Raw genomic sequence first — 25,862 nt, forward strand, 5'->3', positions numbered from 1 at the left:
CTAGTGTTGACGAGCGTGGCCCTTCCTAATCTCACGCGCGACCAAGCTGCCGAACGCGCCGCCCTGATCACCGTCGACAGCTACCGCGTCGCCCTCGACCTGACCGACGGCGAGGGCTCACCCAGCGAGACGACCTTCCGCTCGATGACGACCGTCGAATTCGATGCAACCGCCGGCGCCGACACCTACCTCGACCTGGCCGCGGCCTCGATCCGCAGCGCAACGCTCAACGGCACCGAGATCGACGTGTCCGGCTACGACGAGTCGACCGGAATCCCACTCACCGGTCTCGCCGAGCACAACGTCGTCGTCGTCGACGCGGACTGCCGCTACTCCAACACCGGTGAGGGACTGCACCGTTTCGTCGACCCCGTCGACGACGAGGTGTACCTGTACTCGCAATTCGAGACCGCCGACGCGAAGCGGATGTTCGCCTGCTTCGACCAGCCCGACCTCAAGGCCGCCTTCGACATCACCGTCACCGCACCCGCGCACTGGGAGGTGATCTCCAACGGGGCGACCGTCGAGACCACCGACGAGGACGGCGCCAAGAAGCACACGTTCAAGGCCACCCCGCGGATGAGCACCTACCTGGTCGCGTTGATCGCCGGGCCCTACGCCCGCTGGGACGACGTGTACACCGACGACCACGGCGACATCCCGCTCGGCATCTTCTGCCGCAAGTCACTCGCCGAGTACATGGACGCCGACCGGCTGTTCACCGAGACCAAACAGGGATTCGGTTTCTACCACAACAACTTCGGCGTCCCGTACGCCTTCGGCAAGTACGACCAGCTGTTCGTCCCCGAGTTCAACGCGGGCGCCATGGAGAACGCCGGTGCGGTGACGTTCCTCGAGGACTACGTGTTCCGGTCCAAGGTGACCCGCTACTCCTACGAGCGCCGCGCCGAGACCGTGCTGCACGAGATGGCGCACATGTGGTTCGGCGACCTCGTCACCATGCAGTGGTGGGATGACCTGTGGCTCAACGAGTCCTTCGCGACGTTCGCCTCGGTGCTGTGCCAGGCCGAGGCCACCGAGTACGACCAGGCCTGGACGACGTTCGCCAACGTCGAGAAGTCCTGGGCATACCGTCAGGATCAGCTGCCCTCGACCCACCCCGTGGCCGCCGACATCCCCGATCTGCACGCCGTCGAGGTGAACTTCGACGGCATCACCTACGCCAAGGGCGCCAGCGTGCTCAAGCAGTTGGTGGCCTACGTCGGTCTCGAGGCGTTCCTCGCAGGCCTGCGGGATTACTTCCGCGACCACGCCTTCGGCAACGCGACCTTCGGTGATCTGCTGGGCGCGCTGGAGAAGTCGTCGGGCCGCGATCTGTCCGGCTGGGGCCGGCAGTGGCTCAAGACAACCGGCCTGAACACGCTGCGGCCCGACTTCGACGTCGACGCCGACGGCACGTTCACCCGGTTCGCGATCGAACAGGGTGGCGCCAAACCTGGCGCCGGCGAGACCCGGGTGCACCGGCTCGCGGTGGGCATCTACGACGACGACGCGTCGGGCAAGTTGGTCCGGGTGCACCGTGAGGAGCTCGACGTCGACGGGTCGACGACCGAGGTGCCCGGCCTGACCGGCGTGAAGCGCGGGAAGCTGATCCTGGTCAACGACGACGACTTCACCTATTGCTCACTGCGCCTGGACCCCGACTCCCTGCAGACGGTGCTCGCCCGCATTGCCGACATCGCCGAACCACTCCCCCGCACGCTCGCCTGGTCTGCAGCGTGGGAGATGACCCGCGACGCCGAGCTGCGCGCCCGCGACTTCGTCGCACTGGTGATGAGCGGCCTGCACGCAGAATCGGAAGTCGGTGTGGCGCAACGGCTCGTGCTGCAGGCGCAGACCGCTCTGGCGTCCTACGCGAACCCGCAGTGGGCCGCGGAGAACGGCTGGCCCGCCTTCGGCGACACACTGCTGGACCTGGCCCGCGAATCGGCGCCCGGCTCAGATCACCAGCTCGCGTTCGTCAACGCGCTGTGCTCGTCGGTGCTCGCCCCCAACCACGTCGCGGTACTCGAGACGCTGCTGGACAACGAGCCGGCCGCGGTGAACCTCGAGGGTCTGGTGGTCGACACCGATCTGCGGTGGCGGGTGGTGACCGCGCTGGCGCGCGCCGGCGTGCTCGACGCCGACGGCACGGAGACCCCGATGATCGACGCCGAAGCCGCGAACGATCCGACCGCCGCGGGCCGGCGCCAGGCCGCTGCCGCCGCGGCGGCGCGCCCGCAGGCGGCGGTCAAGGAGGCGGCGTGGCAGCAGGTGGTCGAGGACGACACGCTGGCCAACATCACCGCGCGGGCGATCATCGGCGGTTTCGCCGGCCTCGGGCAGGGTGAGGTGCTGGCTCCGTTCCGGGACCGCTACTTCGAGGCGATCTCCGGAGTGTGGGAGCGGCGGTCCAGCGAGGTGGCGCAGACGGTCGTGGTCGGGTTGTACCCATCGTGGGACATCAGCGACGACGCGCTCGAGGCCGCCGACCGGTTCCTGTCCGATCCCGAGGTGCCGCCGGCGCTGCGCCGGCTGGTGCTCGAAGGCCGGGCCGGGGTGGAGCGGTCGCTGCGCGCCCGCGAGTTCGACGCCGGGTAGCGACACGCCGCTCGCGGACGGGACTCCGCGCCCACTCGCGCGCATACGCTCACGCGGTGGCGGTCAACAGTCGCAGGGCGAGGGCGGCGCGTCGGCGCAAGCGCCGCGTCGCTGCCGTCGTGAACGACCTCACCGACGCCCAGTGGACGGCGATCAAGGCGGCCTGGAACGGGTGCGCCTACTGCGGCGCGACGACGGCCTCGCTGCAGCGGGACTGCGTGATGGCGATCTCGCGCGGCGGGCGCTACACCGTGGACAACGTGGTCCCCGCGTGCGGGCCGTGCAATGCCAGCAAGTGCAACGACGAAGTGACCGGCTGGCTGCGTCGCAAGCGGCTCGACGAGCGGCTGTTCCTGGAGCGCTACGTGGCGATCCGCGCCACCCTCCTGGCCGCAAACGCCGAAAGTGCACTCACCGTAGTCGCTGACGCGGCTCAACTACCGTGAGTGCACTTTCGTGAAAATCAGCGCGGGGAGACGCCCGCCGACAGCACGCGGATGCCGCTGATCAAGCCGTCGATCAGGTTGCCCTCGCGGAACGACGCGGCGGCCGCGGACACGCCCAGCGGGGCGGCCTCTTCGATGCCCCGGCCCTTGACCTTCGCGCCGTAGACGACCTCGATGGCCCGCTGGTTAGGCGACACCGCGAGAAGCACGGCATTGTCGGGGGTCGACACGCGGCCCAGGATCGCCCGCGCCGTCGCAGCGGTGTCCGCGCCGAGGTCGCCGACGTAGACCGCGAACCGGGCCTTCGCCGCCCGCGACCCGAACTTCAGCGCATTGTCGAGAACCGCCAGGTCCCGCGTCGGGAACGGGTAGTGCACGGACAGCTCGCCGGGCTCGGTGACCCCGGAGATCCGTCCGCTCGCGGTGACGACCGAGCCGTACGGAAGCTCCGCCAGGTCGAGGGCTCCGGCCCGGGTGATCTCACCAGTTGCCACTTGCGCCGCCTCCGATCGTCACGTGCGAACCGTGGCCACCGTGGCCGTGGTCCGCTGGTTCGTCCGCCGCCCACAGGATGGGCTCGTGGGTCCACGTCTCCGCGAGGTTGTACGTCGCGGGGTGCGGCCCCTTCTTGCGGTAGATCAACAACGCCAGGATGCCGGCGAGAGCGAGCGGAATCAGCAGGAAGCTCGCGTGCAACAGAGCAGTGTTGTTCACGGGCAAACCGTAACGCACGCGCCGGTCAGGCCGCGCCCTCACCCAGGTATCTCACCCACGCCGGGTCGAGTTCTTTGACGCTGGAGAGCAATCGCCAGTGCTGCCCCTTCGGCGGTACCGGGGTGGCGCGCAGTGTCCAGCCCAGCTCGCTCAGCAGCCGATCGGCTTTGCGGTGATTGCACGGCGAGCACGCCGCCACGCAGTTCTCCCATGAGTGTCCGCCGCCGCGACTGCGCGGAATCACGTGGTCGACCGTGTCCGCCTTGGCGCCGCAGTACGCGCACCGGAACCTGTCGCGGTGCATCAGCGCTGCCCGCGTCATCGGCACCCGCGCCCGGTACGGCACCCGCACGTAGGTGCGCAGCCGGATCACCGACGGGACGACGATCGTGCGGCTCGCCGAGTGGATGACCGGCCCCAGCGGATCGTCGTGCACCACGTCGGCCTTGCCGCACATCAGCATGACGACGGCCCGCCGCATCGGCAGCGCGGTCAACGGTTCGAACGTGGAGTTGAGGAGCAGGACCCGGCGGCGACCCCAGATCGACGGCTCCGGCATCACCGGGGTCAGGGCGTCCGCCCCCGCGGTGAGGCTGTGCAGAGCGCGCGCAGGGGCAGTCGCTATCGACCCGGTAGAACTCGTCGCGGTCCCGTGGTGCCGGTGGCCGCGAACATTTCTGCGCTGCGCCATACGTCCTCCGCTCGACAGTCCACCACGGATCACCGGAGATCGCACGACAATTCTGGTCGTGTTCGCTGGTCAGTCCGGTGAACATCTCGTGACCGCCCGCTGATTGCAGGTAGCGCATTACTCGTGCCGGTATCGGCCGATGGCTTCAGACTGGGCCCATGACCGACGGGGGAACACACACTTTTCTGCGCTACGAGCCCGCCCTGGCCGCGTTTCCACCGGGCGAGGAGCAGCTGATCTCGGCCCTGGTGGCCGATCTGCACCGCAACAACCAGTTCCAGTACCTGAAGAGCCGCTGCTTCGCGAAGTACCGCAGGCACGGCCGACCGCACGCCATCCGCGACGCGCACGCCAAGAGCTGCGCGGTGTTGGCCGGGCAGCTGACCGTGCACTCCGACCTCGACCCGACCCTGCGCCAGGGCATGTTCGCCGAACCGGGAGCGACGTTCGACGTGATCGCCCGGATCTCCCAGACCTCGGGGGCCATCCGCTCCGACCAGGTGCGCGGCGTGCGTGGCCTCGGGCTGAAGATCCTCGGCGTGAGGGGCCCGAGCGGGGAGCGCGCCGAGGCCCGCTTCCCCGACGACAACCAGGACTTCGTGTTCGTGACCGAACCGGCGTTCCTGTTCCGCGACGCCGCCGACTACGCGAAGGCCGGCATGCGGACCGCCCGAATCCTGACTGCGCTGCCCGACCCCGGGATGCTGGCGATCAATCGTGTGCTGCGGGCGGTGCGACGCGTCGCGCAGCGCGCCGGACGTGACCTGCCCGCCAAGCTGCGCGTGTTCGCCGAACCCAATCACCACCCGTTGCGGCAGACGTTCTACACCGCCGCGCCGGTGCGGTTCGGTGATCACGTGGCAAAGCTGCGGGTGGCCCCGACGCCGGCCACCGTTGCCGGCGCGGTTCCGGCGACGATCGACGACGGCCACTACGACGCCGCCTCGCGGGCGGTCGCGTCGTACTTCGCGAGCAAACCAGCCGAGTACGAGGTGGCGGTGCAGCTGTGCACCGACGAGACCCGAATGCCGCTCGAAGATGCCACGGTGGAGTGGCCCGAGGCCGTCTCACCGTATCGGCCAGTGGCGACCATCCGCTTTCCCGAGCAAACCGGATACGACGAGGTCCTGCGTGATTTCGCCGACGACGCACTGGCATTCAACTCATGGCGCGGCATCGCCGAGCACCGCCCGCTCGGGTCGATCAACCGCTTGAAGCTGCGCGTGTACGAGGCCTCGAGCGAATACCGGCACGCCAAGAACGGCGTTCCCCCCACGGAACCGACCGACCTGTCGGCATTCGAGGGGGTCGCGCCCGCCCGCTAACTGAGCGCCATTAGCGAGAACTGGCGGTCTCTGCCCATTAGACTCACCGAACATGCCGCATGGTTGGCAGCTGCTCGACCGTCCTGCGGAGTTCGACGCCGTGCGGTCCGCGCTGACGGGAGCCGATTCGTACGGCGCTGTACTCGTCGGCGATGCCGGCGTCGGCAAGACCACGCTCGCCCGGATGGTGACGGAATCGGTGCGCTCAGAAGTGCATTGGGTGGCGTCGACGCAGTCGTCGCGCAGCATTCCGCTCGGCGTCTTCGCCCACCTGGTGGGTTCCAGTACATCCCGCGACGCCACTGCGCTCCTCGCCTGTGCCCGCGAATCGCTTGTCGCACAAGGTAACAGCATCGTCGGCGTGGACGACGCGCATCTGCTCGACGAGCTCTCGGCCACGCTGCTGCACCAGCTCGCCGTCGACCAGTCCGGCCGAATCCTGGCCACGGTGCGCAGCGGAGAGCCGGTGCCCGACGCCGTGACCTCGCTGTGGAAGGACGGCTATCTGCGCCGCATCGAACTGCAGCCGTTCACCAAGGCCCAGAGCATCAAGCTGGTCGAATCGGTGATCGGCGGACGGCTCGAGGGGCTGTCGGCCGACCTGATGTGGCAATCCTCGGGCGGCAATCCACTGTTCCTGCGCCATCTGGTCGAAGGTTCCATCGATGCGGGGACGCTGCGCAGAACGGGCGACGTGTGGCAGCTGCGCGGCCCGACGGCCGTACCGTCGGGTTTGGTCGCGCTGCTGGAAACGCGACTGGACACCGCCGGTGACGGGGTCATGACCGCGCTGAAGCTGCTGGCGCTGTGCGAACCGCTGGACTCCGACGCGCTCACCGAACTGGTCGGCGACGCCGCGGTCGACGAGGCCGAGATGCGAGGGCTGATCCGCTTCACCGAGGACGGCCCCACTCTGAACGCCCGCTTCAGCCACCCGCTCGTCGGTGACGTCGTGCGGACCAAGATCGGCCGGGCCGCCGAACGTCGGCTCAAGGGCCAGGTGGTGCAGATCCTGCGGCGCCGCGAACTCTCCACCGCCGCGAGCCGGATCCGGATGGCGAACCTGTCGATCGACAGTGATCAGAGCGTCGACATCGACCTGCTCACCGCGGCCGCCAAGGACGCGATCTTCCTGTCCAACCTGCCTCTCGGAGAACGGCTGGCCCGCAGCGCATTCGAACGGACCGGCAGCCTCGCTTCCGGCGCGCTGCTGTCTCGGGCGCTGCTCTGGCAGGGCATGCCCGCCGACGCCGACGCGATTCTCGCCCAGTTCACCCCGGACGAGCTCGACGAGGTGCAGCTGGTGCAGTGGGGTGTGCCGCGGCTGTCGACGCTGTTCTGGTCGATGGGCGAGGTGGCCAAGGCACACGAAGTACTTGCACTGGTCCGCGAGCGGGTGCGGATTCCGATCCTCGAGCTGATCCTGCGCGCGACCGCCGCGGCAATGGCGGTGCACGAGAACAGGATCAGCGAAGGCATCGACGAGGCGCTGGCGGTGCTGGCAGACCCGCAGGCCCCCGAGCAGGCGGTCGAGTTCGCCGCTTTCGCCGCAGGGTTGGCGATGCCCGTTGCGGGACGGGGTGACGAGTTCGAGCCGATCGCCGCGCGCTGCCGCGCCGATCAGAAGCACACCGACGGCATGATCCGCGTGATGGTCCGCTACTGCGACGTGCTGGCGCTGACCCACATGGGTGACTTCGAGACCGCCGCCGAACGCGCGCTGCGCTACGCGGATTTCTCTTCCGTCGGCCAGTTCCTCGCCTGGGCGATCGCCAAGATCATGGCCGGAGTCGTCGCGACCGCGCGCGGCGACTTCCCGGAGGTGGTGTCGTCGATCGAGCAGGCGCTGGCGGCGCTGTCGGCGGAGAGCCCACTCCCCTGGCAGCTGCCCGGACGGCTGCTGCTGGCCCGCGCCTACGCCGCCCTCGGACGCGTCGGCGAGGCCGAGCGCGTCCTCACCGACGCGGCCGAGCACTCCGGCCCGTCGATGGCGCTGCACGAACCGCAGCGGCTGATCTCGCGGTCCTGGTACGCCGCGGCCAAAGGCATGGAGCGCAATGCCGTCGAACTGGCCAGGGCCGCCGCCGACAACGCGCGGCGATCCGGCCAGTTCGCGCTGGAGGCCGAGGCGCTGCACCACGCCACCCGGTTCGGGGATCGCAGCACGGCCGATCGACTCGCCGAACTCGCCGAACTCGTGCACGGAACCCTGGTGCCATTGTTCGCCCGCCACGCCGCGGCCGTCGCCGCCGGTGATGCCGCAGCGTTGGACGCCGTCAGCGCCGACTTCGAGCGTGCCGGCCTGATGCTGTCGGCCGCCGACGCGGCCGCACAGGCCGCACCTCTGCACGACGCCGCAGGCGATCGGCGACGGACCACCGAATCGGGGGCTGCCGCGCTGAGGCTGGCCGAGGCGTGCGGCGGGGCATCGACTCCCGCCATCAAGACCGCGGCCCGCCCCCTACCCCTGACCCCGCGGGAGCGCGAGATCGCCGAGCTCGTGTCGGCGGGCCTGTCCAACCGTGAGGTGGCCGAGGCGCTGACGCTGTCGGTGCGCACCGTCGAGGGCCACGTGTACCGCGCCTGCTTCAAACTCGACGTCGCCGACCGCGACGAACTGGCCCGGCTGATCCGCAGGAAGTCCTGACCGTCGGCCACCCTCGGGCATGGCCCACAATGGGCGGTGATGGATCAACAATCGTTCTACGACGCGGTCGGCGGCCACGAGACGTTCCAGCGGATCGTGTCACGGTTCTACGAGCAGGTGCGCGACGACGAGATCCTGCGTCCGCTCTACCCCGAAGACGAACTGGAGGCGGCCGAGGAGCGGTTGCTGCTGTTCCTCGAGCAGTACTGGGGCGGGCCACGCACCTATTCCGAGCAGCGCGGCCATCCCCGGCTGCGGATGCGGCACGCGCCGTTCCGGATCGGCTATCTCGAGCGTGATGCCTGGCTGCGCTGTATGCACACCGCGGTCGCCGAGATCGATTCGCAGACCCTCGACGACGCGCATCGCGGCGAACTCCTCGCCTACCTGGAGATGGCCGCCCAGTCGATGGTGAACTCCCCCTTCTGACTCCAGCGGCAGAGGTCAGTGCAGGACCACGGCGGGGTCGCCGCGCCGGCGGTACACCGTGCCGAAGCGCGCGTCGACCCGCAACCACGTCGCCGTCGTGCGCACCCGCACGACCTCGTCGTCACCCGCACCGTCGGGAACGAAGCCCATCGCGGTCAGCGCGAACACACAGCGCATCGGGACGCCGACCCGCTGCTCCCCCGAAGCAACCTCGACCACGTCCTGGTCGAGCAGCGACGTGGGCGGGCCGTGCCCGCCGGTGTGCTCGCGGGCCAGCGCCGTGCCGCGCTGGGCCAGCGCGAACACCTCGCGGGCGGGGACGTCATCGAGGTGGACGAACCCGGCCTCCGGGGGCAGGGCGCCCCGCCACGCCGAGTCCATCGCGAACCCCGGATCCACGTGGCCGTCCGGCGTCATCGCCGCGAGCCCGGCCAGCAGCGCGTCGGCCGCGACGGACAGGTCGGCCGGCCGCAGCCGTCCCCTGACCGTCCGGCTGGCCAGCACGTCGAACCCGGTGGAGACCCAGGCCGCCACCAGACCGCCGGGGCGCTCGCGTAGCCGTACCACCGCGGCCTCGTCCACGCTGCGGGCCCGCTCGGCGAAGGCCGCGAGGTCGTCCCGGTGCGCGGGGTCGAGCCAGAGACCGCGTTCGCTCATCGGGCCCAGTGCTGCAGATACTCCCGCTGCGCAGCCGAGAGTCGTTGTAGCCGTTGCTCCTCGATGTGTACCGCGGCCAGCTGGGTCTCGGCGATGACGGCGGGTCGGGAATCGGGCGCGGCGCCGACACTGCGCACCTCGTAGGCGACCGTGAAATCGACCGAGCGCACCCGGGTGGTCCACATCGTCACCTGCAGAGGCGAGTCGATCAGCCGCAGCTGCGCCTTGTAGGCGATCTTCACATCGGCGATGAGCAGACCGATCGTGGTGATGTCCGCTTCGAATGGTTCCCGCAGGAACGGAATTCGCGCCTCTTCGAGGATCGTGACCATCGTCGCGTGGTTGATGTGCTGGTACATGTCGATGTCCGACCAGCGCACGTGCACCGGCGCTGTGAAGCCCTGCTGTGTCACCTCTGTGTCATCCCTGAATCACCCCGAAGTTCCCGTTCCACTCGTCCTGGTCATGCTGCGGATCTGGCGAGCCGCCACCGACAGCGTCGCCAGGTCGTGCTCACCGCTTTCGTACAACTCGGTCAACGTGCGACGGGCGCGGGTGACCCGGTTGTTGTTCGTCATCTCCCACTCGGCGATCTTCTCCTCGCCGTTCTCCTCGGGTTCGCCGACGGCCAGGACATCGAAGCTCAGCGCGCGCAGCGAGCCGTAGATGTCATCACGAATCGCCAACCGCGCCAACGAATGCCAGCGATCATCCCGGGAGAGCCGGGACACCGCGGTGAGCAGGCCGTCGGTACCGAGATGATCCATCAGCGCGAAGTAGGTGTCGGCCACCTCCGCCGGGTCGCGGTCGACGATGTCGGCGACGTCGATGACGTCGAGGAGGCTGAACTGGTACAGGCCGGTGGCCACCTGGAACGCCAGCTCCTCGGACACGCCCTGCCCGCTGAACTCGCCGGCCTCCTTCATCACGATCGCCCGGTCGTCGCCACGCAACCACTCCGACATCTGCGGGGTCAGCGCCGAGACCTTGTCGGCGAAGCGGTTGATCTCGGCACCCACCGCCAGCGGCTGCGGCCGGTAGTTCAGCAGCCAGCGGGCGGCACGGTCGATCAGCCGGCGCAGGTCCAGTGTCATCCGGTCGGTCACGGCCACTGACACGCCGTCGACGCCGGCGGCGCGGATTCGCCGCCACACCTGCCCGACCCCGAAGATCGCGTCGACGGCGACGAAGCTGCGCACCGCGTCGACCGACGAGACCCCCACGTCCTCGGCGACGCGGTAGGCGAACGAGATGCCTGCGGTGTCGACCACGTCGTTGACGAGCATCGTCGCGACGATCTCGCGGCGCAGCTGATGGGATCGGATCTCGGTGGCGAAGCGCTCCCGCAGCGTCGTCGGGAAGTACGACGGCAGCCGAGACGCGAACACCTCCTGATCGGGCAGATCACCGGCGAGCAGATCGTCTTTGAGTGCGAGCTTGACGTGCGCCATCAGCGTCGCCAATTCCGGTGAGGTGAGCCCGATCCCGGCTTCGGCGCGGCGCCGGATCTCCTTCTCCGACGGCAGCGCCTCCAGTTCGCGATTGAGGCCACGCTCGTCGACGAAGTCCTTGATCATCCGCGCGTGCACCGACAGCATGCTGGCGGCGTTCGCGCGACTGGTGCCCATCAGATCGTTCTGACTCTCGTTGTCCACCAGGACGAGTCGGCCCACCTCGTCGGTCATCGACAGCAGCAGGTCGGTGCGATCCTCGGCGCTCACCTGGCCGGCGGTGACCAGCGAGTCGATGAGGATCTTGATGTTCACCTCGTGGTCGGAGCAGTCGACGCCCGCGGAGTTGTCCAGCGCGTCGGTGTTGATCCGGCCACCGACGAGATCGAACTCGATACGACCCAGCGACGTCACACCGAGGTTGCCGCCCTCGCCGATCACCTTGGCGCGCACCTGGTTTCCGTTGACGCGCACCGCGTCGTTGGCCCGGTCGCCCACATCGGACTCGGTTTCGGCCTTGACGTAGGTGCCGATGCCCCCGTTGAACAGAAGATCCGCCGGCGCCTTCAAGATCGCCCGCATCAGAGCGGGCGGCGTCAACTCGGTGACGCCGTCGTCGATGCCCAGCGCCGCGCGAGCCTCCGCGCTGATCGGGATCGACTTCTGCTCGCGGCTGTAGACGCCGCCACCGCGGCTGATCAGCGAGGCGTCGTAGTCCTCCCACGACGATCGCGGCAGATCGAACAGGCGCTTGCGCTCCTGCCACGACCGCGCGGCATCGGGGTCGGGATCGATGAAGATGTGCCGATGGTCGAACGCGGCGAGCAGTCGGATGTGCTCGGAGAGCAGCATGCCGTTGCCGAACACATCGCCGCTCATGTCCCCCACGCCGACGACGGTGAAATCCTCACTCTGAGTGTCGACTCCCATCTCGCGGAAGTGGCGCTTCACCGACTCCCAGGCACCCTTGGCGGTGATGCCCATCGCCTTGTGGTCGTAGCCGACCGAGCCGCCCGACGCGAACGCGTCACCCAGCCAGAAGCCGTAGGACTTGGCGACGTCGTTGGCGATGTCCGAGAACGTCGCGGTGCCCTTGTCGGCGGCGACGACGAGATAGGCGTCGTCGCCATCGCGGCGCACCACACCCTCGGGGGTGACGATCGCCCCCGACGACTTGTCGACGTTGTCGGTCAGGTCGAGCAGCCCGGCGATGAACAAGCGGTAGCAGGCCACGCCCTCCTCGCGGGTGGCGTCGCGGTCGACGGCGGCATCACCGGTGGGCGCCGGCGGCCTCTTGACCACGAATCCGCCCTTGGCGCCGACCGGTACGATCACCGCGTTCTTCACCGCCTGCGCCTTCACCAGGCCGAGGATCTCGGTGCGGAAGTCCTCCCGCCGGTCCGACCAGCGCAGCCCGCCACGGGCGACGAACCCGAAGCGCAGGTGCACACCCTCGACCCGCGGCGAGTACACGAAGATCTCGAATTTGGGCCGCGGCAGCGGTAATTCGTCGATCAGCTCTGAGTTCATCTTCAGTGACAGGACATTGCGTTCCCGCGCCGATCCCGCGCGGGTGACGAAGTAGTTCGTGCGCAACGTCGCCTGCATCATCGAGGCGAACGCCCGCAGCACCCGGTCGGTGTCGAGGCTGACCAGCGCATCGATGTCCGCCGCCACCGCGGCGGCGGCAGCCTGGGCGTCGCGGCGGACGCCCGTCTGGTTCTCGGACGGACAGAACAGGGCCTCGAACAGTTCGACCAGCGAACGGGCCGTACCCGCGTTGTTGTTCAGCACGTCCTCGATGTGGGACTGGCTGTACGAGAAGCCGGCCTGCTTCAGGTATTTCGCGTACGCCCGCAGCACTGTCACCTGCTGCCACGTCAGACCGGCCCGCAGCACCAGCTCGTTGAACCGGTCGATCTCGCAGTTGCCATGCCAGATCGCGGTGACGGCGTCGGCGAACCGCTCTGCCGTGGCGTGCCGTTCCGGTCCGGGGCCGGTCATCGGAATGCCGTGGTGCGGCGACACCTTGAACTGATAGATCCACACCGGCAGGCCGTCGGGCCGGGTGACGGTGAAGGGGCGCTCCTCGAGCACCGTCACGCCCATCGATTGCAGCATCGGGAGCAATCGGCTCAGCGACGCGGACTGCCCGCCGAGGTACCAGATCAACGTCGAGATGCCGTCGACGGCCGTGTTCTCGGTGTCGTCGAGCACCAGCTTGACGGAGTTGTCCTCCAACTGCTCGATGATCTCGATGTCGGCCAGGGCGTGCAGCGGCGTGACGGCCTGCTTGTAGACCTCGGGGAAGGATGCGGCGTAGTGCTCGGCGATGGTCTGGTCGGTCGACGCCGTCCGGACCGCGCCGAGCATCCGGTCGGCCCAGGTGCGCGCGGCCTCGGTGAGCAGATCCTGGATGCGCGATTCGTTCTCGTCGGACACGTCGACATCGGCGACGCGCGATCCCTCGGGCAGCCGGACCGTGAAATGCACCAGTGCCCAGGGTGATTCGCTGACCCGCGCGGAGTAGTCGATGCTCACCCCGCCGAGCTCGCGCACCAGGATGTCCTGCATCTCCAGGCGCACGGCGGTGGTGTAGCGGTCTCGCGGCAGATACACCAGGCAGGAGACGAAGTGAGCCAGTGGATCGGCCCGCATGAACAGCAGGGTGCGTCGGCGCGAGCCGAGGTCGACGACCGCCATCGCCATGTCGAGCAGCGCGCGTGCCGACAGCGCGAACAGTTCCGAGCGCGGGATGGTCTGGATGATGTCGAGCAACAGTTGACCCGGGTGACTGGGGTCGCGGTGCGCCATCGCGAGCGCGTCGTTGACCCGCCGCGAGATCAACGGGATCTCGAGCACGTTGGCGTTCATCGCGGCGACGGTGAACAGTCCGACGAAGCGGTGCTCGATCGCCCCGTCTTGGGCACTGGATTCAGCGCCGTCCCCCGCCTGCTCCCGCACGACCACGATCTGCGGGTAGGCGCCGTAGCGCAGGAAGCTCGGGATCGTCGCCTGAGCCAACGCGAGCAGTTCGTCCTTGTTGGTCAGCTGCGGAAGCACGTCCTGGCGCAACCGCAACACTCCGAGCCGGCTCGCAGCATCGACGGTGGCCTGCCCGTCGCGCACGGGGCAGCGCTGGTAGCCCAGCAGCACGAAGTGCCCATCGGCGAGCCAGCGCAGCAGCGCCGCGACGTCCTTGCGGTCGGCACTGCGGAAGCGCCGACCGGTGTCGCTGTCGAGTTCGGCGGCCAGCCCGCGCAGCGTCGCGCCCATGCTCTGCGAGTCCAGCGCTACCTGGCGAGCGTCGGCCAGCACGCGCGGCAGCAGGCGTTCGGCCTCGGCGAGCGCCCGCCGATCGACCGCGCTGGAGAGTTGGACGTGCACCCACGTCTCGTCGACACCGTCGCCGAACGTCGCCTCCGAGGACGGCACGATGTCGAGCAGTTCGCCGCCCGCGCCGCGGCGCACCCGGAAAACCGGGTTCATGATCGCCTTGTAGGCGACCCCGACGCGGTGCAGCAGCACCGTCACCGAGTCCATCAGCATCGCCGCGTTGTCGGTGATCACCTGCAGCGCCGGACCGAACCCGCCGGGCTCGTCGGCGCCGTAGACGGCGACCAGCGTCGCTCCGGCGGAACGCTGCCGGCCCAACCGGTACTGTGCTTCGACCATCGCCTCGGAGCCGTCCGACGGGCGCCGCAACGGGCCCGTGACGGCGCCTTCCGAGCCGGGCGCACCGCCGTGAGGACCACGATAGGTCTGCAGGTACGCGGGGATCAGACGATCGATCACCTCAGGGGTCAGGTGCTTCTCCGCCGCCCCGATCGCACCGGGATTCAACGACATCCGCCGCTCCTCCAGTCACATGCGCACCGGCCGCCGTTGGCTGCGACCGGCCGCAGGAGCGGTCGGTCACGTGGTCCGCACGACGAGACTATCCCCGCGTGAGCTTGCGGTGGGTGACCCGGTGCGGACGGGCCGCCTCGGCGCCGAGCCGCTCGACCTTGTTCTCCTCGTAACCGCCGAAGTTGCCCTCGAACCAGAACCATTTGGCCTCGTTGTCGGTGTCGCCCTCCCACGCCAAGATGTGCGTGCAGGTGCGGTCCAGGAACCACCGATCGTGGGAGATGACCACGGCGCACCCGGGGAACTGCTGCAGCGCGTTCTCCAGCGAGCTCAGCGTCTCGACGTCGAGATCGTTGGTGGGCTCGTCGAGCAGGATCAGGTTGCCGCCCTCTTTGAGCGTCAGCGCCAGATTCAGCCGGTTGCGTTCACCACCGGAGAGCACGCCCGCGGGCTTCTGCTGGTCCGGGCCTTTGAAGCCGAAGGCCGACACGTAGGCGCGCGACGGGATCTCGTTCTGGCCGACCTCGATGTAGTCCAGGCCGTCCGAGACCACCTCCCAGACGGTCTTCTTGGGATCGATACCGGCGCGGCTCTGGTCGACGTAGCTCAGCTTGACCGTTTCACCGACCTTGACGGTCCCGCTGTCGGGCTGCTCGAGCCCGACGATCGTCTTGAACAGCGTGGTCTTACCGACACCGTTGGGTCCGATCACGCCGACGATGCCGTTGCGAGGCAAGGTGAACGACAGGTCTTTGATCAGTTGTCGGCCGTCGAAGCCCTTGTCGAGGTGTTCGACCTCCACCACGACGTTGCCCAGCCGCGGGCCGACGGGGATCTGGATCTCCTCGAAGTCGAGCTTGCGGGTCTTCTCGGCCTCGGCGACCATCTCCTCGTACCGGGAGAGACGGGCCTTGCTCTTGGCCTGGCGAGCCTTGGCGCCCGAACGCACCCACTCCAGTTCGTCCTTGAGTCGCTTCTGCAGTTTGGCGTCCTTGCGGCCCTGCACGGCGATGCGCTCGGCCTTCTTCTCCAGGTAGGTCGAGTAGTTGCCCTCGTACGGGTAGGCGCGGCCGCGGTCGAGTTCGAGGATCCACTCGGCGACGTTGTCCAGGAAGTACCGGTCGTGCGTGACGGCCAGGATCGCGCCCTGGTACTCGGCGAGGTGCTGCTCGAGCCACAGCACGCTCTCGGCGTCGAGGTGGTTGGTCGGCTCGTCGAGCAGCAGCAGATCCGGCTTGGACAGCAGCAGCTTGCACAGCGCGACGCGGCGCTTCTCACCACCGGAGAGGTGGGTCACCGGCTCGTCGGCGGGCGGGCAGCGCAGCGCGTCCATCGCCTGTTCGAGCTGGCTGTCGATGTCCCACGCGTCGGCGGCGTCGAGCTCCTCCTGCAGCGCGCCCATCTCCTCCATGAGCTCATCGGTGTAGTCGGTCGCCATCAGCTCGGCGACCTCGTTGTACCGGTTGAGTTTGGCCTTGATGGCCACGCCCTCTTCGACGTTCTCGCGAACGGTTTTCGTCTCGTCGAGCTGGGGTTCCTGCATGAGGATGCCGACGGTGGCGCCAGGCGCCAGGAACGCGTCGCCGTTGTTGGGTTGGTCCAAACCGGCCATGATCCGCAAGACGCTCGACTTACCGGCCCCGTTGGGGCCGACGACGCCGATCTTCGCGCCCGGAAGGAAATTCAGGGTGACGTCGTCAAGGATGACCTTGTCGCCGTGCGCCTTGCGGACCTTCCGCATCGTGTAGATGAATTCGGCCATGCCTCTGATATCGCCTTTCTCAGGTCGTCGCGATCTGCGAGAGCCCGGGCCCATCCTAGGCGCGGCCACGATGCCGGGTGAGGGTGGCGGCGTTCGGCGCTATGCGCTGAGCGCCAGTGCGTCGCTGTCGTCGACGCTCGCCTCCGTGGATGGCCCGTCGCTGTTCGCGGTGACGGTGTCGGTGTCGGTGTCGGGACTGGTGTCAGGGCCGGCCTCGGCGGGCTGCTCGGAGTGCCTGCGCTTGTCGATGCGGGCGATGCACCGCGCCAGGTCCGGACCCACGGAGGTGGCCCTGATCTCCAGCGACGAGCGGCGGTTGCCGTCGCGGTCCTCGTATTCGCTGGTGTACACGTTGCCGACAACGATCACCGCGTCTCCCTTCCCCAGGCCCGCACCGACACCGGTGACCAGGCGCCCCCAGCAGTTGACCGTCGCGTAGAGCGAATTGCCCGGCTCCCATGTGCCGTCGGCGGTGCGGCGGCGCGAGTTGCTCGCGACGCGGAACTTGAACAGCTCCTGATCGCCCACCCAGCGGCGCTCGGGGCTGGTGACGATGGTGCCGACGACGGTGATCGGTGTCTCGAACATGGTGGTTCTCTTTCTCTCTAGGCTGCGGCACGGGCACGGCGCCCGCGCCGTCGATGACACGTCCATTGACGGCGGAGGTACCGACACCGCAGCCGCTCCCGGGCTCGCCGAGCGGCAAGGCTGTGGATGAAACGCGCTCTGGGGATGACGGCCCTTAAGTTGGGCGGATGGCCGCCGACCTGACCTCGCTGCCCGGGGTACGCCTCGTTCCTCGTACGCAGGTACCGCCGGACGCCGTCGGCATCATGCCGACCGCGGCGGTGGTTCCCGACCCGGTCGTGGTTCTGGCGCCGGACCTGGACACCGCCGACCGGGCGATGCCGGCACTCGCGGGGGACCCGCACCGCGGTCGGTGGCCGACCGACGTCCGGTTCGCCGCGCCCCCGCATGCGGTCATCGGCGCCGGCTCGGCGCTGCCGGCCGAGGTGCGCCGGGCGCTACCGACGATCCACTCACTGCCCGAAGTGCCGACCGCCGTGCCCGACGGGGTGGACGCGATCGTGACGACCGAGTTTCGCCGCGGTGACTTCTGCGGCGTCGCGGTACGCGTGGCCGACACCTCTGTCTGGGTGCTGGCCCGTCCTTTCGACGACGCCGTCGCGCTCGACCTCGCCGCCACACTGCTGGGACGTGAGTGGACCGACGTGTGGCCGCTCGCCGTCGCAGGCCCGGTCGAGTTGGTGGTCTTCGGCGCACATCTGCGGGGCGGACCGCTGGCCCACCAGCTGACCGACCTCGGCGCGCGCTGGGCCGGCGAGATCACCACTGCCCCGCGCTACCGCATGACGGTGGTGCCGTCCTCCCCCACCAAGCCCGCCGTGAGTCGGGTGGCCGAGGGCGCCACCGGGGCGGCGCTGTACGGGCAGCGGTGGCTGATGTCGGCGGCCGCGCTGGGCCGATTCCTGGTGGCGCTGCCGCCGCCGATGCAGCTGGGCAAGGTCGAGTGCGCCGACGGGTCCTGGCGCACCGGATTCGGCTGCGATGCGTCCGCCGCCGCCGGCGTGGACGTCACCGCGTACGGAAGCTGGCCCGCCGCGGTCGCCGCCGGGGCGGTGTAGTCGCGCGCGTCAGCTGTCGGCGCGGTCGCGGCGCGCCAGCTCGGCGAGCATCGCGTTGTAGGCGGCCAGGTCCGCGTCGTCGTCGCGGTCGGCGGCGCGGTCGAGACGGCGTGCGGTCCTGTCGTCGGTGCGCCGCCACTGCACGAACAGCGCGATCAACACCACCACGAGCGGCACCTCGCCGGCCGCCCAGGCGATGGCCCCGCCCAGACGTTGGTCGGCCAGCAGGTCGGTGTGCCACGGCAGGGCCAGGGAGCGGTAGAAGTCGCCCCCGATCGCGGTGTTGGTCCCCATCAGCACGACGCCGAAGAACGCGTGCAGCGGGAGTGAGGCGAACACCATGGCGAGCTTGGCGATCGGCGGCAACGGCCGCGGCGTCGGGTCGACGCCGATCACGACCCAGTAGAAGAGGTAGCCGCTGAGCAGGAAGTGCACGTTCATCGCCAGGTGCGCGGCGTGACTGCCGACCACGGCGTCGAAGATGCCGCCGAAGTAGAGCCCGTAGAAGCCGACGATGAACAGAGCTGTCGCCACGAACGGATTGGTCAGCAGCCGCGACACCCGCGAATGCAGCGCCGCGAGTAGCCACTCCCGCAGGCCGGGCGGGGCACCCCGGCCGGCGGCCGGCAACGCGCGCAGCGCCAGCGTGACCGGGGCGCCGAGCACCAACAGGATCGGCACCAGCATGGACAGCAGCATGTGCGCGATCATGTGCATGCTGAACATCGCCGGCATGTAGCGGCCGAGACCCGACGACGTCGTGAACAGCAGCAGCAGACAGCCCAGCAGCCAGGCCACCACCCTGCCGGCCGGCCACGCGTCGCCCCGCCGGCGCAACCTCCGGACCCCGGCCAGGTACAGCGCGGCGAACAGCACCGCGGCGGTGCCGAAGACCAGGTCGAACCGCCAGTCGAACAGGAGCCGGGCCACCGTCGGCGGGCCGGCCAGGTCGTAGCCGATCTCGACCGCGGGGATGGACAGATTGGTCTCCAGCGGTGGCGGCGGTGGAGTCCGGCCCAGGGCGACGGCCACCCCGAAGGTAAGCCCGAAGACCACCGCTTCCACCAGCGCCAGCCGGATCAGCGCGCCGCGCTCCGGCCGATCCCCGGCCAACGCGGCGACTCCGCGGCGACGCTGCTGCCACCCGAGGATTCCCAGGGTCACGAGTGCGGCTGACTTGGCGAGCAGCAACCAGCCGTACCGGGTGTGGACGAGGTCCTCCGGCCGCACCCGCACCAGCGCGTTGATGACACCGCTGAACGCCATCGCGACGAAGCACCACAGCGCCACGGTCGAGAAGCGTCGCGCGGCCAGGTGATCGTGCGCTCCGGTGCCGCCGCGCAGCGCATGCACCAGCAGCGCCAGCAGTCCGCCGGCCCACACCGCGCCGGCGATCAGATGCACCAGGAGGCTGTTGGTCGCGACGTCGTGTGATCCGCCCGAGGACGAGTGTCCGGTCAGGGCCAGCGGGAGCAACGTCACCAGCGACCCGGCGAACAGCACCGGCGTCCACGACCAGCGCAACACCGGGATGCTGACCACGGTCACGACAGCAGCGAACAGTGCCGTCCACCGCCAGGCACCTGCGATGTCGATGAGGTCGGCCACCGACCAGATGTCGGCCGGGCTCAGGCGCGTCACCAGGGGCTGACCGCTGATGTCGGAGACGGTCAGCGGAACCATCAGCACCGCGCACACGGTCCACAACCCCGCCGCGGCGGTGCCGACCCGCAACGCCCGGTACCCGTCGACATCGAGGACCCCGGTCGTCTGCGGCGGCACCAGGAACGCCGCGAACAGGAACGACCCGGTAGCGACCACTGCGGCGATCTCGCCGGCCGCCTTCACGAACGGCAGTCCGTAGGTGGTCACGGGACCCGGGTCGGGCAGGCCGGTCGCGGTGAGCGCCTCGGCCAGCGACAGCGCCGACAGCGCTGCCGCGGTCAGACCCGCCAGCACCGCGACACCGTAGAGCAGCGGCCACACCGCAGCGCGGCGCGCCCGCACGGGCGCGGCGGAGCCGGCAAGAGTCATGCGTCCAGCGTATGACCTGCCCGCGGGTGACCCATCACACCGCCCGCTCGCGCAGCTGGCGGCGGCTGCGCTCCCGCGCGACGAACTGCTTGCGGGCGTACCGGTCGACGGTGTTCATGTCGGCCAGGATGCCGCGCAGCTCGTTACGGAAGGCTGTGCGCCGGTCTTCGAGATCGGCAGCCGGCTCGAGCAGATGGTGGTCGGCAGCGACCTGGCGCGCGGTGGTGAACAGCAGCGCCGACACCGACTCGTTGCTCTGGACTCGGCCTTGCGCCACGTACTGCTGGCCGAGCCCGAGCGCCTTGGCGGTGAGGTCCTTCTCCGAGATGTCGGCAGGGGCGTCGATCAGCGCGTCGGCGACGATCTGGTACGCCTCGAAGAAGGGCCGCAGCAGCGGGCCGGCGATCGTCGGCCGCTTGACCCGCAGCACGGCGTCGATCCGCTCGCCGCCCGCGGCGACGTCGCTCTCCCAGTCGTCGTGCCAGGACATCTCCTCCGCCACGTGCGCGCGGAACGCCGCCGAGTCGGCGAAGTAGAAGTCGAACTTCAACAGATCGCGCAGATGCATCACCTGCGTCCAGAACGCCTGGACCCGATCGCCGTCGCTGCGGGCGGCATACGCCAAGGCCAGTTCGACCAGCGACGTCTCGAGGAACGCGTCGATCAGCGAGTTGCGGTAGAACGCCGCCTCGAGCTCGTCCTGCGGCGCGATGTACCACACGGTCTCGCGGCCACCGTCCACGCGAGTCACCGGGTGCCCACCCGAGAGCGCGTCCAGGGCGGCACGGACGCCGTCGGGGGTACGTAACCGCAACGCGCTGTTGGTCATCGGGGTCTGTTTGCGCTCGAGGTAGTCCAGCGAATCGCCCAGCGTGTGGTGCAACTGGTCGAGGGTGAGTGCGACACCGCGGGTGGCCAGCAGCAGCGCCGACACCAAGGCCGTTGCGTTGACCGGGGTCACCTGCACGATGCGCCACGCCACTTCGAACGCCATCTTCTGCAGGGCAAGGCGTTTGGCGGCCTCGTCGGTGGTCATCGGGCCATGCGGCTCGCCGAGGTACTCGCGCATCGACACTGCGCGCGGGAATCGGACGTAGATCTTCCCGTAGTTGCGTTCCCCTTGCGCGCGAATGTAATTGACGAGCCAGGACAGCCCCTCGGGGGTCTTCTCCCCGCCCCGCGCATAGGACGCGTACTCGGCGGTCTCGTGCAATTGGTCGAAGCTGATCGACACCGGCTGCAGCAAGATGTCGTCGCTACGGCCGTCGAGGTACGCGTCGGCGACGTAGGCGAGCAGACCGAGCTTGGGCGGCAACATCTTTCCGGTGCGCGACCGGGTGCCCTCGATCGCCCAGGCGAGGTTGAACCGCTTCTCGACGATGTAGCCGACGAATTGACGCAGCACGTACTTGTACAGCGGGTCGTCGAGTTTGCGGCGCAGGAAGATCACGCCGGAGCGGCGCATCAGCGGTCCCATCGCGCCGAACGACAGATTGATGCCCGCGAAGGTGTGCACCGGCGGGAGTCGGTTCTCCTGCATCGCGACGGGCACGATCGCACCGTCGAGATAGGAGCGGTGCGAGAACAGCAGGACGGCCGGGTGGGCCTCGAGCGCATGACGCATCGCCTCGACCTCGGTGCGGTCGTAGTCGATGTTCGGGTCGAAGCCCCGACTGAAGATGGCCCTACCCAGAGACGGGATCAAGTCGACCGAGAAACGGCTCCACCCGGTCCCCAACTCGTCGAGCATCTCGCCGGCCTTCTCGACGGTGGCGCCGGGGATCTGCTCGAGCCCCTGCCGGAACCGCGCCGACGAGAGCACCTCGGGTTTGATCAGCCGGGGCGACTTGTACTCGGGTCCGAGCAGCCGCAACTCCACGCGCTCGATGGCCAGGATCGCCCGTCGAAGCACGAAACGCGCGAATTCTCTGGGGTTTTCGGCAGTGGTGTTCTCACTCCAGTTCTGCCGCAGCTCGGACACCTTCGCCGGTTCGCCGGCGACCACGCGGGCGCGCGACGGGTCACGCTTGAGGATGCTGCGTTGCAGCACCCGCGGCGGGCAGTACGTGTCTCGTCCCGAGACCAGCGCCACCACCTTCGAGCGGGTCGGCAACCCGCCGGGCACCCAGAAGACGCGTACCGGGACGACCGAGCGGTCCTCGTCGGCTTCGAGCATCTCGACGAGCCGGGCGAGGACAGCAGGTGGCGGATCGTCGTCGGCGGGGAGCTTGAGCACCTCGATCTTGCTCTCCGGGTGCGCACTGCGCTGCTGGTGCAGCCAATCGGCGAGCAGCGACTCTTCCGCCGGCGACGACACCGACGCGAGGACCAGGGTGTCGTCGACAGCGGTGAACGCCGTGATGTCGGCGGCGCGGACCTTCACGGCCGGCCCTTTGCGGCGGTCTTCTTCGCGGGCTGCTTCGCGGCCGGAGATTCCTCGGCTGCCGCCTTTTTCGCCGGTTGCTTCTTCGCCGGGGCCTTCTTCGCCGGGGCCTTCTTCGCCGGGGCCTTCTTGGCGGGCGCCTTCTTGGCCGGCGCCTTCGTGGCAGCCTTGTCCGACGTGCCCTGGCGGCGGTACAGCTCGGGCTCGGGCAACTCGTCGTACGGCCAGTCCTTGAGGGTGTCCAGGTAGAGCTGACGCACCTCGGCGATGCGCTCGGTCAGGTTGTCGTGAGTCCACCCGTCGACCGAAATGGGCGGATAGACAACGACATCCACGGTGCCCGGGTTGAAGGTGCTGGAGTCGCGGGCCGCGATGACCTCGGCGTTGCGGATCACGATCGGCACGATCGGGATGCCCACCGACATCGCGATACGGAACGGCCCCTTCTTGAACTCCCCCACCTCGGTGGTGTCCAGCCGTGTCCCCTCCGGCGCGATCAGGATGGAGATGCCCTTGCGGGCCAGATCTTCGACTTTCTTCAAACCTTCGACGGCCTTCTGCGGATCGTCGCGATCGATGAACGCGGCGTCCATGATCCGGCCCATCGTCCCGACGATCGGATCGTTCTCGAGTTCCTTCTTGCCGACCGAGGTGAAGTTGTCGCTGACGAGCCGCCCGGCGATCATCGGGTCGGCCTGGTTGCGGTGGTTGAAGATGAACACCGCCGGCCGCTGCGCGGTCAGGTTCTCCTCACCGAGCACGTTGATGTTGATACCGACCGCAGTCATCAATGTCCGGCTGAACACGGACGTGAAGAAGTTGACGCCGCTACGCCGGTTGCGGGTCAGCAGTCCGACGCCGAGCGCTCCCCACGCCACCGGCACCATCGACGCGATGCCGGCCACGGTCCGCACCTGTGCGACGGGGTTGGCGCCGCTGCGGCTGCTGAACCGCAGGATGGGCCAGCCCCGCTTGGCGGCCACGGCGGCCATCTTGCCCGCGGGGTTGGTGGGCCGAGGGTTGCCGACGAGGTACATCAGCGCGACGTCCTCGTCCCCGTCTGCGTAGAAGTAACTCTTCGACAGGTCCACACCGTTGGCGGTGGCGAACTCCTGCACGGCCCGGGCCTTCCCCGGTCCCCAGATGATCGGCCGCTCCACCTCGCCGGTGATCAAGCCGTCCTCGTCGGTCTCGAACTTGTTGCTCAGCACGTTCTCGATGCCCAGGAACCGGGCGACGGGCTCCACCTGCACCGTGAGCGCCGACGAGCTGAGCACCACGGTGTGGCCACGCGCCATGTGGGCCCGCACCAGCTGGCGCATCTCGGGATAGATGCGGCCGACGATCTTCTGCGCGAACAGCCGTTCGGCCAGCTCGTCGATGTCGTCCACGGAATTGCCGCGCAGCATCCGGGCACCCTTGCCGATGAGGTCTTCGAACTCCGAGCGCCCCAGTTGATGATTCAGCCCGGCCTGCACCATGCCGATGAACTCACCGACCGACATCTGGCGCCGACGCAGCCGGTCCTGCGTCATCACCACCCCGGTGAACCCTGCGACCAGGGTGCCGTCGAGATCGAAGAACGCGCCGATCTCGGGCCCTTCCGGGCTCGCCTCGATCTCGGCGACCGAACCCGGTAGGCGCATCTGGGGGTTGTCAGGGCTCACTGTGCGGCACTTCCCTTCGTCGAGACGGCATGGGACAGGGGCGTCGAGGTCTCGGCGGTGAACGTTGCCGGGTGGGCACGTCCGTCGCCGCCGAGTGCGAGGACTTCATCGAAGCCTGCCAGCAGACATCGCGCCAGCAGCGCCGGATCGGTGATCGCGGCGCGGTCGTAGCGCGCGGTGACCGTGCAGTAGCCGGAGCGGGAGATCAGCACCACCATCATCGCCACTCCGGGAAGCGGGCCGAGGCCGTACTGGCGCAGCACCTGAGCCCCGGCGATGAACGTGTCGCCCGCATAGACCGGCACGTTGCTGGCCTGCACGTCGGAGTTCACGATCGACCCGGCCATCGACTCCAGCACACTGTCGGGCAGCAGGGACACGACGGGTGCGATCGCACCGACCATGTCGAGCGCGCGCTCGTCGCGCTTACGGGTCATCTGCGTCCTGATGTCACGGATGCGCACCGCCGGGTCGGTGCGTCCGATCGGGGCGGCGAGGTTGACGCCGGCGAACCTGTTCCCGCCCGCCGGGTCCGCCTCGGAACGAAGATTCACCGGCACAGCCATCGGCACCGTGTCGACCGGAACACCCATGGCCTGGTGGTAGAGCCGCAACGCTCCGCACAGACCCGCGAGATAGGCGTCGTTGATGGAGCCACCGGCGGCCTTGGCCGCGCGGTGCAGGTCACCGAATGCGATGTCGATGGCCTCGCTTCGGCTCGACAGGGAACGTCGGCGTAGCAGTGGGGACGGATCGGCGACCGGCCCGATCACGCGGGCACCCGACATCGCGTAGTCGACCGCGCTGCCCAGCCGCGAGACCGGGTCGCGCACGACGTGACCGACGGCCTGCGCCGCACCGAACAGCGCGTCGCGCACCCCGCCGGCGATCGTGCTGGGCAGGCGATTGAGTCCCTGGCGCATCAGGTCGTTGGGAGACAGATCGGCCGGGATGGGCAGCGGCGGAACCGGCTGCTCGGGCGGATGACGTTCGAGGTCGTACAGATTCGCGAACATCTCGACCCCACCCACGCCGTCGGTGACGGCGTGGCTGAGGTGCACCATCAGCGCGGCCTGACCGTCGTGCACCCCTTCGATCAACGTGGCCGTCCACAGCGGGCGGGAGATGTCCAGCGGTGACTGCGCCGCCACCTCGGCCAGATCCATCACCTGCCGGAAGCTGCCCGGCTCGGGCACCCGCACGCGGCGGAGGTGGAAATCGAGGTTGAAGTCCGGGTCGACGACCCAGCGTGGGGCCGCGGTCGGCAGCGTGGGTATCACGACCTTCTGGCGCAGCCGCAGCACTTTGCGGGACGCCGTGTCGAACCGCGCGCGGAAGGTGTTCCAGTCGGGAGTGGTGTCGAGCAGTTCGACGGTCAGGATGCCGGAGCGCGTCCTCGGGTTGGCCTCGCCGCGGTGCAGGATCTGGTCGAGGGGGCTGAGCTCTTCGGGCAGTCCAGCCGCGTCCAGGTACCGCGGATCAGTCATGGCCACCACGCTAGTCGGCCACCCTGTGACGCGGAGCGGCTTTAGAGCGTGTGCGCGACAGGCACACAGCAGT

Annotated in this window: 18 protein-coding genes; 6 read left to right on the top strand and 12 right to left on the bottom strand. The window is 69.0% G+C overall.

Translation table 11 applies throughout. The features are described from left to right. Positions 1-15: 15 nt before the first annotated feature. A complete protein-coding gene (gene pepN, locus ACZ50N_RS17180; protein WP_464473389.1) occupies positions 16-2,601 on the top strand; it encodes an aminopeptidase N in 2,586 nt (861 codons plus the stop codon). Between the two features lie 56 nt (positions 2,602-2,657). Continuing rightward, on the top strand, positions 2,658-3,047 hold the full coding sequence (locus ACZ50N_RS17185; RefSeq protein ID WP_073685221.1) for an HNH endonuclease: 390 nt from the start codon (positions 2,658-2,660) through the stop codon (positions 3,045-3,047). A 17-nt stretch (positions 3,048-3,064) separates the two neighbouring features. On the opposite strand, the gene ACZ50N_RS17190 is transcribed toward ACZ50N_RS17185, so the two are convergent. From ACZ50N_RS17190 to ACZ50N_RS17200, 3 genes are read right to left on the bottom strand one after another with little or no spacing between them, the layout of a single operon-like run. Then, positions 3,065-3,541: a DUF5130 domain-containing protein gene (locus ACZ50N_RS17190; protein ID WP_464473390.1), complete on the bottom strand. Its 477-nt coding sequence runs from the start codon at positions 3,539-3,541 to the stop codon at positions 3,065-3,067. Beyond that, on the bottom strand, positions 3,528-3,761 hold the full coding sequence (gene ctaJ / locus ACZ50N_RS17195) for an aa3-type cytochrome oxidase subunit CtaJ (protein WP_236694132.1): 234 nt from the start codon (positions 3,759-3,761) through the stop codon (positions 3,528-3,530). Before ctaJ ends, ACZ50N_RS17190 begins: the two co-directional genes overlap by 14 nt. A gap of 25 nt (positions 3,762-3,786) precedes the next feature. Then, positions 3,787-4,320 carry an HNH endonuclease gene (locus ACZ50N_RS17200; protein ID WP_464475664.1) on the bottom strand — a complete coding sequence of 178 codons (534 nt, stop codon included), beginning with the start codon at positions 4,318-4,320 and terminating at the stop codon, positions 3,787-3,789. A gap of 290 nt (positions 4,321-4,610) precedes the next feature. On the opposite strand from ACZ50N_RS17200, the gene ACZ50N_RS17205 reads away from it, so the two are divergent. Genes ACZ50N_RS17205 through ACZ50N_RS17215 form a run of 3 tightly spaced genes read left to right on the top strand, consistent with a single transcriptional unit; the run spans position 4,611 to position 8,853 of the window. Beyond that, positions 4,611-5,777 carry a catalase family protein gene (locus ACZ50N_RS17205; protein ID WP_073685219.1) on the top strand — a complete coding sequence of 389 codons (1,167 nt, stop codon included), beginning with the start codon at positions 4,611-4,613 and terminating at the stop codon, positions 5,775-5,777. 52 nt (positions 5,778-5,829) lie between these two features. Then, positions 5,830-8,424 (top strand): helix-turn-helix transcriptional regulator, encoded by a 2,595-nt coding sequence (locus ACZ50N_RS17210; RefSeq protein WP_464473391.1) that lies wholly within the window; start codon positions 5,830-5,832, stop codon positions 8,422-8,424. 39 nt (positions 8,425-8,463) lie between these two features. Next, the gene (locus tag ACZ50N_RS17215; RefSeq protein WP_046365899.1) at positions 8,464-8,853 is read left to right on the top strand and encodes a globin; all 390 of its coding nucleotides are present in this window, start codon (positions 8,464-8,466) and stop codon (positions 8,851-8,853) included. A gap of 15 nt (positions 8,854-8,868) precedes the next feature. On the opposite strand, the gene ACZ50N_RS17220 is transcribed toward ACZ50N_RS17215, so the two are convergent. The 5 genes from ACZ50N_RS17220 to ACZ50N_RS17240 all read right to left on the bottom strand — a co-directional run bounded on the left by ACZ50N_RS17220 (position 8,869) and on the right by ACZ50N_RS17240 (position 17,160). Beyond that, entirely contained in the window at positions 8,869-9,519 is a 651-nt protein-coding gene (locus ACZ50N_RS17220; RefSeq protein ID WP_464475665.1) for a DUF8010 domain-containing protein, read from the bottom strand. Next, complete coding sequence (locus ACZ50N_RS17225; protein WP_073684810.1) at positions 9,507-9,923, bottom strand: acyl-CoA thioesterase; 417 nt, start codon at positions 9,921-9,923, stop codon at positions 9,507-9,509. The genes ACZ50N_RS17220 and ACZ50N_RS17225 overlap by 13 nt, the downstream gene beginning before the upstream one ends. An 18-nt stretch (positions 9,924-9,941) precedes the next feature. Further along, positions 9,942-14,810: an NAD-glutamate dehydrogenase gene (locus tag ACZ50N_RS17230; protein WP_464473392.1), complete on the bottom strand. Its 4,869-nt coding sequence runs from the start codon at positions 14,808-14,810 to the stop codon at positions 9,942-9,944. An 88-nt stretch (positions 14,811-14,898) separates the two neighbouring features. Then, positions 14,899-16,572, bottom strand: a complete 1,674-nt coding sequence (gene ettA / locus ACZ50N_RS17235) for an energy-dependent translational throttle protein EttA (RefSeq protein WP_046365896.1) — start codon at positions 16,570-16,572, stop codon at positions 14,899-14,901. A gap of 99 nt (positions 16,573-16,671) precedes the next feature. Continuing rightward, positions 16,672-17,160 (bottom strand): single-stranded DNA-binding protein, encoded by a 489-nt coding sequence (locus ACZ50N_RS17240; protein WP_464473393.1) that lies wholly within the window; start codon positions 17,158-17,160, stop codon positions 16,672-16,674. Between the two features lie 167 nt (positions 17,161-17,327). Between ACZ50N_RS17240 and ACZ50N_RS17245 the strand changes: the two genes are divergently transcribed. Beyond that, a complete protein-coding gene (locus ACZ50N_RS17245) occupies positions 17,328-18,218 on the top strand; it encodes an allophanate hydrolase-related protein (protein ID WP_464473394.1) in 891 nt (296 codons plus the stop codon). A gap of 9 nt (positions 18,219-18,227) precedes the next feature. Here ACZ50N_RS17245 and ACZ50N_RS17250 read toward each other — a convergent pair whose 3' ends face one another. From ACZ50N_RS17250 to ACZ50N_RS17265, 4 genes are read right to left on the bottom strand one after another with little or no spacing between them, the layout of a single operon-like run. Continuing rightward, positions 18,228-20,252: a bifunctional copper resistance protein CopD/cytochrome c oxidase assembly protein gene (locus tag ACZ50N_RS17250; RefSeq protein WP_464473395.1), complete on the bottom strand. Its 2,025-nt coding sequence runs from the start codon at positions 20,250-20,252 to the stop codon at positions 18,228-18,230. Between the two features lie 34 nt (positions 20,253-20,286). Further along, entirely contained in the window at positions 20,287-22,635 is a 2,349-nt protein-coding gene (locus tag ACZ50N_RS17255) for a glycerol-3-phosphate 1-O-acyltransferase (RefSeq protein WP_046365318.1), read from the bottom strand. Next, positions 22,632-24,281, bottom strand: coding sequence for an HAD-IB family hydrolase/lysophospholipid acyltransferase family protein (locus ACZ50N_RS17260; protein WP_464475666.1), 1,650 nt, complete (start codon positions 24,279-24,281; stop codon positions 22,632-22,634). Before ACZ50N_RS17260 ends, ACZ50N_RS17255 begins: the two co-directional genes overlap by 4 nt. Positions 24,282-24,298: 17 nt before the next feature. Continuing rightward, positions 24,299-25,789, bottom strand: a complete 1,491-nt coding sequence (locus tag ACZ50N_RS17265) for a wax ester/triacylglycerol synthase family O-acyltransferase (RefSeq protein WP_464473396.1) — start codon at positions 25,787-25,789, stop codon at positions 24,299-24,301. Positions 25,790-25,862: the final 73 nt, after the last annotated feature.

The sequence above is a fragment of the Mycolicibacterium obuense genome (assembly GCF_055397605.1).